The organism is Atribacter sp. (genome assembly GCF_035418125.1).
GTDB classification, from domain to species: domain Bacteria; phylum Atribacterota; class Atribacteria; order Atribacterales; family Atribacteraceae; genus Atribacter; species Atribacter allofermentans.
Window position 1 is genome coordinate 1 of the sequence record NZ_DAOLQM010000054.1, and the last position, 10,010, is coordinate 10,010.

At 40.2% G+C, this 10,010-nt stretch carries 12 protein-coding genes; all 12 read right to left on the minus strand.

The window, feature by feature from the left end:
• A partial coding sequence (gene lspA / locus PLK24_RS04540; protein ID WP_324476749.1) for a signal peptidase II occupies positions 1 to 450 on the minus strand: 450 nt, incomplete at its 3' end.
• Positions 450 to 1,004: a DivIVA domain-containing protein gene (locus PLK24_RS04545; protein WP_324476729.1), complete on the minus strand. Its 555-nt coding sequence runs from the start codon at positions 1,002 to 1,004 to the stop codon at positions 450 to 452. The genes lspA and PLK24_RS04545, both read right to left, overlap by 1 nt.
• 5 nt (positions 1,005 to 1,009) lie before the next feature.
• A complete protein-coding gene (proC, locus tag PLK24_RS04550) occupies positions 1,010 to 1,816 on the minus strand; it encodes a pyrroline-5-carboxylate reductase (protein ID WP_324476731.1) in 807 nt (268 codons plus the stop codon).
• A complete protein-coding gene (locus PLK24_RS04555) occupies positions 1,817 to 2,521 on the minus strand; it encodes a YggS family pyridoxal phosphate-dependent enzyme (protein WP_324476733.1) in 705 nt (234 codons plus the stop codon).
• Between the two features lie 27 nt (positions 2,522 to 2,548).
• Positions 2,549 to 4,129, minus strand: a complete 1,581-nt coding sequence (locus PLK24_RS04560) for a radical SAM protein (RefSeq protein ID WP_324476735.1) — start codon at positions 4,127 to 4,129, stop codon at positions 2,549 to 2,551.
• Entirely contained in the window at positions 4,126 to 5,196 is a 1,071-nt protein-coding gene (ftsZ, locus tag PLK24_RS04565) for a cell division protein FtsZ (protein ID WP_324476736.1), read from the minus strand. Before ftsZ ends, PLK24_RS04560 begins: the two co-directional genes overlap by 4 nt.
• Before the next feature lie 18 nt (positions 5,197 to 5,214).
• Entirely contained in the window at positions 5,215 to 6,480 is a 1,266-nt protein-coding gene (ftsA, locus tag PLK24_RS04570) for a cell division protein FtsA (RefSeq protein ID WP_324476738.1), read from the minus strand.
• Positions 6,477 to 7,103 (minus strand): cell division protein FtsQ/DivIB, encoded by a 627-nt coding sequence (locus tag PLK24_RS04575; protein ID WP_324476741.1) that lies wholly within the window; start codon positions 7,101 to 7,103, stop codon positions 6,477 to 6,479. Before PLK24_RS04575 ends, ftsA begins: the two co-directional genes overlap by 4 nt.
• A gap of 85 nt (positions 7,104 to 7,188) precedes the next feature.
• Complete coding sequence (gene murB / locus PLK24_RS04580; RefSeq protein WP_324476743.1) at positions 7,189 to 8,124, minus strand: UDP-N-acetylmuramate dehydrogenase; 936 nt, start codon at positions 8,122 to 8,124, stop codon at positions 7,189 to 7,191.
• Positions 8,049 to 9,470, minus strand: a complete 1,422-nt coding sequence (gene murC, locus PLK24_RS04585; protein ID WP_324476745.1) for a UDP-N-acetylmuramate--L-alanine ligase — start codon at positions 9,468 to 9,470, stop codon at positions 8,049 to 8,051. The genes murB and murC overlap by 76 nt, the downstream gene beginning before the upstream one ends.
• A 1-nt stretch (position 9,471) precedes the next feature.
• On the minus strand, positions 9,472 to 9,735 hold the full coding sequence (locus tag PLK24_RS04590) for a glycosyltransferase (protein ID WP_324476746.1): 264 nt from the start codon (positions 9,733 to 9,735) through the stop codon (positions 9,472 to 9,474).
• A 35-nt stretch (positions 9,736 to 9,770) separates the two neighbouring features.
• Positions 9,771 to 10,010 (minus strand): glycosyltransferase (locus tag PLK24_RS04595; RefSeq protein WP_324476747.1); only part of this gene is annotated, 240 nt, incomplete at its 5' end.

A 10,010-nucleotide genomic window follows, 5' to 3' on the forward strand; every position in this document is an offset into this window, starting at 1 on the left:
AATAAAAATTAAAATTAAACCAGCGATGATTGTTATATCGGCAATATTAAAAGTTGCCCATATTGATGGTTCAAAAAAGTCAATTACAAATCCCCAACGTAAACGATCAATGAGGTTCCCCCAAGCTCCGGATAAAAACAAACCGGCTCCTAAAAAAAACCACCATTTCCAGTTGCCAAGAAATCGTAGCATGAAATAAATAAAAGCAATGCTTATCGCTATGGTAATAATTAAATGAGCAGGTGGATTTAAAAGACGAATTCCAAAAGCACTTCCAACATTCCTTCTCAGGGTGAGATCAAAAAAACCAGGAATGATTTGGATGGTTCGATTGGTTAAATTATTCAGCGCCCACCATTTGGTTGCTTGATCGAGTAATAAAAAAATAAAATAACTGATTAGAAAAATAACGAAACAACTCCCAGAACAACTTCTTCCTTTATACTGCATCACTTTTGGTCATCTTCCAAATCCCGAAAAGAAAATAAGGTGACATCTTCGGGAGGATGAATCTGGTTTTGGTCGATTTTTTCCGGTTCAGGGGTGTTCATTTCCGCTGGTTGCTCTTTCCAGTCAATGCTATCAAGAAAAGTCTGAAGGAGAGATTTAAAGCGAATCTGAAACAATCGATATTTTTCTTTGAGTTCCGAGTAACTGACCTCGATTTCTTTCTTTTTTTTCAAAGCTTCATCAACAATTCGATTCCCACGTATCTGAGCTTCCTTTAAATGCATTTGTGATTCTCGACGAGTCAGTTCCTTCTCGATTTCTAATTGTTTTTTCCATTCTTCTAAAGTTCCCTCTAAGTGTTTTGCATATTGGGACAGTTCGTTCACTTTCCGCCTATATTCTTCATTCTCCTGTAATAATTTTTCCTTTTCTTTTAGTACAGCTTCAACCGCTTCTGCAATTTCCTCAATAAATTCGTTTACTTCATCTTCATTATACCCACGGAAAGAACGACTGAATTCAATTTCTAAAATATTTTCCGGTTTCAAGTCCATTCCCGTCACTCCTCAGCCATGTTATTTTTTGCTCGCTTACTGGCAGTCTCAATTCCGTCCATAACAATACCTCTAAAACCTGACAACTCCAGTCGTTTTATTCCGGCAATGGTTGTTCCCCCAGGAGAACAAACCATATTTTTTAATAAACCAGGATGACAATTTTTTTTCTTCAACCAGGTTGCTGTTCCTAACATGGTTTGAATTACCATTTTTAAACTTTTTTCCCACGGTAAACCAATGTTCACACCAGCATCCATCATTGCCTCTAAAAAAACCGCCACTAACCCCGGCCCGCTCCCACTCAAGGCAGTAATCTGATCAAATTCTTTCTCTTCGGCTTCAAACACCCAACCCAGCGAAGAAAATAGAAATAAAAGGTCCTCGCGATTTTCTTCGCTCACCCGGGAGTTAAAATGAAGGGCAACAACGCCCTCTCCAACCTCTACGCCCAAGTTCGGCATCATTCTGACAATAGGTTGACCTTCTCCTAAGTATTTCTGCAATTGCTCCTGATTAACTCCCGCTGCCAGGGAAATGAGTATTGAGTTTTTAAATTGAGTAAGGTCTTGACAAACCAATTTGACTTGATTGGGCTTCACCGCTAAAAAAATGAGGTAAGGTTCCGACTTCACCTCATTTAAATCGGCTACATAAGATAAACCGAGCTCATTAGCTATCTGTATCGCCTTAGGTAATACTTTATCATAAAGGCAGAAATCATACTTGTTATGCCATTTGTCAAGACAAAGTCCTCGTGTCAGAGCACTCCCCATATTACCACAACCTACCACTAAAATGGATTGTTTCACCTAATAGCTCCTTTCTCCAAATAGACAACGTCCTAACCGAAGATAGGTTGCACCTTCTTCAACCGCTATTGGATAATCATCACTCATTCCCATTGATAAAGCCAAAGTTGGAGAAATCCAACTATACTTTTTACTCTCTACTTCTTCCTTGATTTGATAAAGCTCACGAAAAACTCGACGAATTTCTTCAAGACTTCCTTGAGGCCCAATGGTCATTAACCCACTGACTCGAATATGTCGATAAAAGTGCAAAGATTCTAAAAAAGGGACGACATCTTGTTTCTCAAGCCCAGCTTGGATTTCTTTGCCAGTCAAATTCACCTGTACCATAACCGGATAACAATCCTCATTTGACATTTCCAAGCGTTTTTCTAAGGTTTGAAACTGATTTATCCGGTCTAAAGAATGAATATACTGAAAATATTCTACCACTTTTGGAATTTTGTTCCTCTGGAGCTGTCCAATAAAATGCCACTCTATTGGTTCTTTTCGAAAAGAAATTTTCTTTTGCTCGGCTTCTTGAATTCGATTTTCACCAAAACGATTCAATCCGCAGGAAAAAGCTTCTTGCATTTGATCGACACCAATCCCTTTGGTTACGGCAATGATTTTAATCTCATCGCTTTTTCTACCTGATTTTTGGCAGGAACGTAAAATATTTTCCTGTACAATTTCTAATCGTTTTTGAATGTATCTATTCATCATTTTCGATCCGGTTCCCCTTCATTTCCCTCACAACCTTCTCTCATGGTTATCAATTATTGACCAGGGGTATAAATCGCCTTCCCAGGGATGTCTTGGCCATTCGTCAAATTCTCGTCCCATTTTTTTCAATACCGTTTTCCATTGATTAAAAACCAAACCATTTTTTTGCTTCATCAGATTTGGTATCTCCTGAGCCAAGAAACGATCAGCTCGAGCCAAAAGGAGCTCTATCCAAGCAACCCGTAGACTTTCACCCGAAAAGCGAATTTTCATTTTTTTCAGCCCAGTCTCAAAAAGTTCTCTCTCTTTCTTCCAAGCTAAGAATGAAAGAGACTTCATATTCTCCAAATCGGTATGAGGTTTTGGAACTAAAAAACTGTAAGAAACTGATAATTGATGTTTTGAATTAATTTTACGACTTAATTTATGAATAAAATCCAAATCCTTTTCAGCAGAATGAAAAGCCTTCCCGATCATAAAATAGAGCTTCACTTTCGGTATTCCCGACTGGAAAATATTTTGGATGAGATCCGTCCACTCCTCGTCATCCAGACCTTTCCCAAAATATTGGCGAGTCTCGGCATCTCCGCTTTCTGGCGCCAGGGTAAGGGTTTTTATTCCACATTTTACCAAATAAGAAAGATATTCCCTACGACGAGAGAGAGTAACCGCAGAGAGAGAGGAAAAATTTACTGTGAAGGCGTTTTTTATTGCATATTTTATGATATCCTCCCATTGGGGATGGGAAAGCACATCCGACCCGATAATTCCCAGATGTGAAGTAAATTTTTCTAAATTATCGATCATCTTCATAACCATTTCAATTGGTCGCTGACGCAGAGGGCGATAGATAGCCCCGCCAGCACAAAAACGACAGCGATAACTGCACCCCCGGTTGATTTCCATCAATCCCATATTTTTAAAAAATGATTGAGAAGTATAAATGTGAGAAAAGACCTCAAAGCGGCTTACATCAACCCTTTGTTTTTGAATCCGCTCTGGAACACCGCCGACTTTTTCAAAGCCTTTAAAAATTGAGCCCTTAACCATGGGAAAATAAAACCGCGGAACATAGACACCGGGGAAACGGCTTAAATAAAAAAGGGTTTCTTGGCGGCTTAAGTCGAGGTCTTGTGCTTCTTCCCAAGCAGTCAATAAATCGGGAAGGCTCTCTTCACTTTCACCAATAAAAACGATATCAGCAAAAGGTGCAATAATCTCCGGATTCAAGGAAGCCAGCGGACCACCCACTAAGACCAAAGGTTGGTTTTCTGCCCGCTTATTAGCATAAACCTCCAACCCTGAATCCATAAACAACTGAACTAATGAGAAAATTTCAATTTCAAAACCAAGAGTCAACCCAACAATGTCAGCTTCAGCTACCGGAATACTTTTCTCGAAAGTTCGAATCCCAGTGTCGGTAAATAATCTTTCGACCCTCCATTGAGGGCTATCAAAGACGGTCTTTAAAACCGATTGATACCCGAGATTCGCCATTCCCATTTCATAAGGGCCAGGAAAACACCCAACAAAAAGATACTTCCCCATCTTATTGTTGAGGGACAAACCCCGTTCCAGGTTCTTCAAATGGGTAATATTCAAAATCATTTCATTTTTTTTCTCATAAAAGCAGGTACATCCAGATCATCGAAGGTAAAAGAATCAGCTACCTCCCTTTGGAATATCTCCTGCGTCTCCTCGTTTTCCTTTTCTCCACCGTGATCAAATCCAGTGGCAATAACTGTAATTTTTAACTCATCTTTTATATTTTTATCAATAACAGCGCCAAAAATGATGTTGGTTTCATCCGAAGCAGCACTGCAAATAATCTCCGCTGCTTTATTTATTTCCAAGATTCCCAAATTTGGTCCACTGGTTATATTAAATAGTATGCCTTTGGCTCCCTTAAAAGATGTTTCCAAAAGTGGACTGGAAATTGCTACTTTTGCTGCTTCAGTTGCCTTATTTTCTCCACTGGCCCTACCGATACCCATTAAAGAAGTACCAGCATTGGCCATTATCGTCCGGATATCAGCAAAATCTAAGTTAATAATGCCTGGAACATTGATTAAATCAGAAATGCTCTGTACCCCTTGGAGAAGAATATCATCTACCATCTGAAAAGCTTCGACAATCGAGGTGGTTTTCTCGGTAACTTGAAGTAAGCGATCATTGGGAATAACAATCAGAGCATCCACCACTTTTCTGAGCTGCTCTATCCCCTCTTCGGCTTGACGGTTTCTTTTCCGTCCTTCAAAAGCAAAAGGTTTTGTGACAACGGCTATCGTTAATATTCCCAACTCGCGAGCAATATTCGCTACCACGGGAGCTCCACCGGTTCCGGTTCCACCACCCATACCAGCCGTTACAAAAACCATATCGGTGTTTTCTAATACCTGGTAGATTTTATTTCTATCTTCTTCTGCAGCTCTCCGACCAATTTCCGGGTTGGCACCAGCTCCAAGACCACGAGTTAATTTCGAACCGATTTGGAGCTTAACACCAGCCAGAGAACGTGATAACACCTGGGCATCGGTATTGAGTGCAACAAATGATACACCCATTAATCCTGACTTGACCATTCGGTTTACGGCATTCCCTCCACCGCCTCCAATACCGAAAACCTTGATCACAACATTGTTATTTTCTCCGGCATTTCCTTTCGCCTTAGACATCTCAGTAACCCCCAGTAATTATCCCATCATGAAGAAATCCTTTAATTTATTAACCATTCCATGAATTTTTCCAGAAGATCCCTCGCTAAAACGATGATCTGTTTTTCTTTCCTGGCCTTCAGTAAGGGCTAATTGCAATAGCCCACAAGAAGTTGAAAAAATTGGACTGGATATTACCTGCACCTGTCCCAAGTAATTTTTACTTTCCGGAAATCCAATCCGAACCGGCATATTTAAGAGCGATGAGGCAAATTCATTGAGCCCTCCCAAAAGGGAAGAACCTCCAGTGAGAACAATCCCTCCCCGTAATACCGTCGACATTCCTGAGGCTCGAATTTCCCTTCTAATCATTAAAATCATTTCCTTCACTCGAGCTTCAATTATTTCACAGGCAAACTTCCTCTTTACCGACCGCAGAGACTTCATGCTAATATCTTTGACTTCAATCATTTCATCATCAGGCACATATTTACTATAAACGCTTCCATATTGGAGTTTTAATCTTTCTGCCTCGTCGCGGGATGTCCGGAGACCAATTGCCAAATCAGATGTAATCAGCTCTCCCCCAACCGGTAAGATATTGGAATAATAGATTGAATCATTGTAGAATACCGCAATATCGGTTGTTCCTCCGCCGATATCTATTAAAACCGTTCCTGCTTCCTGCTCACCAGAGGTCAATACTGCCAAAGCCGAGGCATAGGGTTGAAATACCGTTCGATAAACCTCATATCCCACACTTTGAAAGCATTCAACTAAATTGTGGAGATGGTTCTCCTCGGCGGTGACTACATGGGCATTCACTTTTAAACGAGTCCCCACCAGTTTACGTGGATGAGCGATCCCTCGCTGATCGTCTAACGAAAACTCCTGAGGGATAACATGAATAACCGCCTGACCATCGCTGGCTATCTGGGCTCGAGTTCCCTCAATGACTTTTTCAATATCTTTTTCATATACCTCCCGACTGACTTTTCCAAGAAGTATTTCATTTTCAGCATTCCTGGAAGTGACATAATCACCAGCAATCCCAGTATATAAAAAATTCGGCTCTTCTTTGGCTACACTCAAGGAATTGAGAAGAGACTCTTTTATCGAATGGGAGGCCTTTTCAACATCAACAACTTTTCCTTTTTTTATCCCAGACGAAGAACTTAATCCAATACCTAATATCTCGATTCCATTGGATCGAATCTTCCCGATTAACGTACAGACCTTGCTGGTTCCAACATCAACCGCTGCAATAGTTGGATTTGATGTCTCAATATATTTAAATAATTTCAAAAAACTTCCTCCTCGTCTTGGATAAGAACAATGTCCTTTTTCATGCGCAGATCAAAACCGACCACTTTGAGAGCTTTTACCTGAACTTCTCTCAACAAGGGTTTCAAAACCGGGACTTTTTCTTTTAAATTTTGAACACTCTCACACTTGATAAATATATCATTTTGAAGTTGTAAAATAAACAGATTATTATGAACCATTTTTACCAGCTTCAAAGGTGTATCAAAATCGCTCATCCAAGTGCGAATAACCTCTAAAGTTATTGGAATCGAATCATATTCGAGGGATGGTACAAAAAGAGAAATCAATTGATCGGGATTATCCGATGGAGTATTCACTCTCACCCCTTGATCATCTACATAAAACCAGGTATCTCCAACCACAACTTTTGCCAAGGGAGCTCTTTCCACAATTTCGATTCGAATTAAATGAGGAAAAACTTTTTGAACTTTTACACTTTTTACGTCGTTAATTTTTTTGATCCGGTTTTCAATTTCCCAACTTCTTAAACCAAAAATACTCTGTCCAACTTGAATACCCGAGGCATTTGCGATGTATTTTACCGATAGAGTCCGATTACCGATCACCTCGATCTGGTTCACTGCAAATAGATTCCCTCTCATGAAGAGGCTAAAAACCAACCAGGCGATAACTCCTAGAACAAGATAAAAAAAAAGAGTTTTAAAAAAAACTGTGACTTATAATATTTCATTGCCATACCTCGATTTCATTTTCCAAAAAAATATTTCTTTCTCGTTGAACTTCTTGGCGAATCCAATCTATCAGTACTATTACATCACGTGCTTTCGCTGATCCACGATTGATAATAAAATTGGAATGTTTCTCAGAAATTTGAGCGAAACCGGTTCTTAGCCCTTTAAATCCCATTTGATCAATGATTTTAGCCGCATAGTCACCGGGTGGATTTTTAAATACACAACCGGCCGATGGCCAACCTACCGGCTGAAATTGTTTGCGGAGAAGGCTATATCGACGAACATTATTTCTAATGTTTTCTGATTTATCAGAAAAAAGTTGAAAAATGACTTTCAAAATCGTCAACCTATCTTTCTTCAATGATGATCCTCGATAAAAAAAATCAATCTTCTCTCTCTTCAACCACTCTATATTACCATTATTATCCATGACTAAGATTTCTTGAATTAAATTGCTGATTTCCTGTCCAAAACAACCGGCATTAATCCGTACCGCCCCCCCCACCGTTCCAGGAACACCAACTAAAAATTCAAATCCTCCTAAACTGTGGCCAAGAGCAAAACTTACTAAATGAGAAAGAGCAACACCAGCACCACTTTCAATCCGATGGTTTCCGAGATAATTCATTTCGGAATACTCACCAGCAAGACGAATAACTACACCAGAATAACCTTGGTCGCTTACCAGAATATTTGATCCTTTTCCCAGAATTTTCCAGGGACAATCCAGTTCTTGCATTTTAAAAAATAAATTGGGGAAAATGACACTCCTTAAAACATCAACTAAAGCTATAACCCGGCCACCAATTTTCCAGGTGGTATAAAACTTCATTTCAGCCTGTGGTGCAACAATCAGGTCCGGAGAACCGGCGTACTCTTTCTCAATTGATTTCCATTTTTCCTGCACATGCTGTCGGCTACCTTCCATATATCTCCGGCCCCCATGGTTATCAGAATATTTCCTGGACCTATCAGGTTCTCGGTAATGTTAAGAGCTTCGTCTATGGTTGAAACCATATGAACACCATCATAACCGGCTTTCTTTAATTCATCATAAATTAAATTAGAGGTAATACCTTCAATCGGCTTTTCGCCTGCCGAATAAATGGGAAAGAGGATAACTTGATGGGCTTTCTTTAATATCTCGGCCATTTCTCTATAAAGACGTTTGGTTCTAGTATACCGGTGAGGTTGAAAAATAACGATCACTTTCCCTAAGGTCCGGCTCAACGCTGTTTTTAACACCACACCCATTTCAGTTGGATGGTGAGCATAATCGTCAACAACCAGGGTTCCGTCAACATAACCAATTCGTTCATAACGCCTTTTTACTCCTTTAAACATTTCTAAGGCGCTGGCAATTAATTTTTTATCTATACCAAGCTTGATCCCAACCGCTATGCAGGCTAAGGAATTAATTACATTATGAATCCCAGGAATATTCAAAATAAAAGATCCCAAATCCTGGTTGCGATGCGTCACTCGAAACAAGGAACCTTCTGCCCTTTCTTCAATCATCGATCCGCGAACATCAACTACGCCATTAATCATTCCATAAGTCATTAAATTGGTCTTGAGGGGTTGGTTAAACATCACTTGTACATTGGGATGATCTCCGCAGGCTACCATAAATCCTCCCTCTTTAACGCCATTGGCAAAGGAAATAAAAGCATTCAGTTCATTTTCTTGGCTTCCGTAATATTCCAAATGGTCATCTTCGATATTGGTAATAACCGCGCAGTAGGGATTGAGCTTTAAAAAAGATCCGTCGCTCTCGTCAGCTTCAGATATAAAATACTCCCCATTACCAAAGCGAGCATTCCCCCCAATATCTTCAACTTCCCCACCCACCAATACCGTCGGATCCAGGCCAGCTACTTCTAATAACAGTGAAATCATCGAGGTCGTGGTGGTTTTTCCGTGGGTACCTGCAATAGCTATGCCCTTTTTTTGATTGAGAAAAAAAGCTAACATCTCTCCTCGGTGAATAATGGGTATGTTTCTTTGAATAGCTTCTTGGAGTTCGACATTTTCTGGGGGGATGGCGGAGGAAATAACCACTGCAGATATATTTTTAATTCTTTCTCTTGAATGACCGATAAATACCGGGATGCCTTTTTCCTGAAGTCGACAAGTGTTTTCACCGGAAAAAATATCAGAACCACTAACCTGATATCCCATTTCAAAAGCGATGGTTGCCAAGGCACTCATGCCAGTGCCGCCAATACCAATAAAATAGAGTTCGTTAGGTAATGAGACGAGATGAGCGTTCAATTCATTTCCTCCTACGGATCTCTTTGACAATCATACCAGCAATTCGTGCTGCTGAAAATCGAAAATCTTCATTTTTTTTATATTTTTTTGCTGGAAGCTCTGATAGGCTTCGAATCGCCTGAGCCAAGCCTTCTGGTTGAAGCCTTTTTTCATCGATAATGACCACCGGCTGCTTTTTCCCCAACCATTGGGCGTTATATAATTGGTGGCCTTCAGTTGCTCCTCCAAAAGGTATCAGGACGGCTGGAAGGCCAAAACAAAACAATTCATAGGTGACATTGGCACCGGAACGACTGATTGCTAAGTCGGCTGCTGAATAAAATATTCCCGGGTTGGATAAAACTCGTAAATCAAATAGGGAAATGGGTAAAGCGCCGCCATCTTCATGGCTTCTTGAAAAGATTCATCTCCAGTGATATGGATGACTTGAAACTTCAATTTTTCTATGAATGGTAGTGCTTGCCAAAATGCTTGGTTGATCAGGTGAGAACCCCGGCTCCCTCCAATAATAAGCAGGGTTTTTTTCTGGGGATCAAGACC

Bases quoted from the DNA above. Each gene is read 5' to 3' on its own strand.
- PLK24_RS04545 (WP_324476729.1), bottom strand. From the start codon at position 1,004: ATGGACTTGAAACCGGAAAATATTTTAGAAATTGAATTCAGTCGTTCT.
- PLK24_RS04555 (WP_324476733.1), bottom strand. From the start codon at position 2,521: ATGATGAATAGATACATTCAAAAACGATTAGAAATTGTACAGGAAAAT.
- PLK24_RS04560 (WP_324476735.1), bottom strand. From the start codon at position 4,129: ATGATTTTGAATATTACCCATTTGAAGAACCTGGAACGGGGTTTGTCC.
- ftsZ (WP_324476736.1), bottom strand. From the start codon at position 5,196: ATGTCTAAGGCGAAAGGAAATGCCGGAGAAAATAACAATGTTGTGATC.
- PLK24_RS04575 (WP_324476741.1), bottom strand. From the start codon at position 7,103: ATGAGAGGGAATCTATTTGCAGTGAACCAGATCGAGGTGATCGGTAAT.
- murB (WP_324476743.1), bottom strand. From the start codon at position 8,124: ATGGAAGGTAGCCGACAGCATGTGCAGGAAAAATGGAAATCAATTGAG.